Here is a 709-nt window from a genome sequence, read left to right on the forward strand (position 1 = left end):
GATGTTTACCTTGCTTCAGCTAAGCAATCCAGTTGCTGAAACAACTGCTATTCGCGCAATTGCTTGGATTCCTGAACTATGGGAGCTGGCTGATCCGGCAGTGGCGACACCATTAAAAGAAAAATGCAAGCACTTGGCTAGCCGTTTGGGATTAACACTTCAGGAATGGCCATTAGCGGTGTTGAATCTTTCGTGCACAGAGCAATTAAAAAACCTGCTTGAGGTAGTGCAATGGGCTGAAATTGAATCGAGCCTCTCCCATTTGCCACCTCAGTTGCCTGTTGGCACAACATTTGCGCGTAATTGCTCTTTAGTAGCAAACCGCGATCGCAATCTCTTGGCTTCCGTCCAAATAGAGCGACTCAATTTGCAAAAAAAGTTGCACCAACTTTTAGCACCCAATTCCAGCAGTGATGCCCCTGCTCTGTTGTTGATTCCTTGCACACCAACAGTTGCCCCCCTACGCAATAGTCTTGGTTCTGATCGCAGCAAAAGCAATGTTATTCACCGCTTGCTGCAACTTGGAGCCCTTGCCAGCATTGGTGGGCTACCGCAACTGTGTTGGCCAGGGACCCTTGATAATATTGAAGGCCTACCTGTTGGTTTAGGCTTAATCACCCATTCAGGCGGTGATCAATTGCTACTAAATTTGCCCATATCCTAATAATGGATTAGTTTAAAGTGATTGATTTTTTGCCTATGTCTATTC

1 protein-coding gene is annotated in these 709 nt (G+C 46.0%); it reads left to right on the forward strand.

Annotation, left to right across the window (positions count from 1 at the left end):
* Positions 1-664, forward strand: a 664-nt coding sequence (locus C7K08_RS14935) for an amidase family protein (protein WP_106501208.1), incomplete at its 5' end; no start/stop codon positions are given.
* Between the last annotated feature and the right edge of the window lie 45 nt (positions 665-709).

The sequence above is a fragment of the Synechococcus lacustris str. Tous genome, from assembly GCF_003011125.1.
GTDB lineage: Bacteria > Cyanobacteriota > Cyanobacteriia > PCC-6307 > Cyanobiaceae > Synechococcus_D > Synechococcus_D lacustris.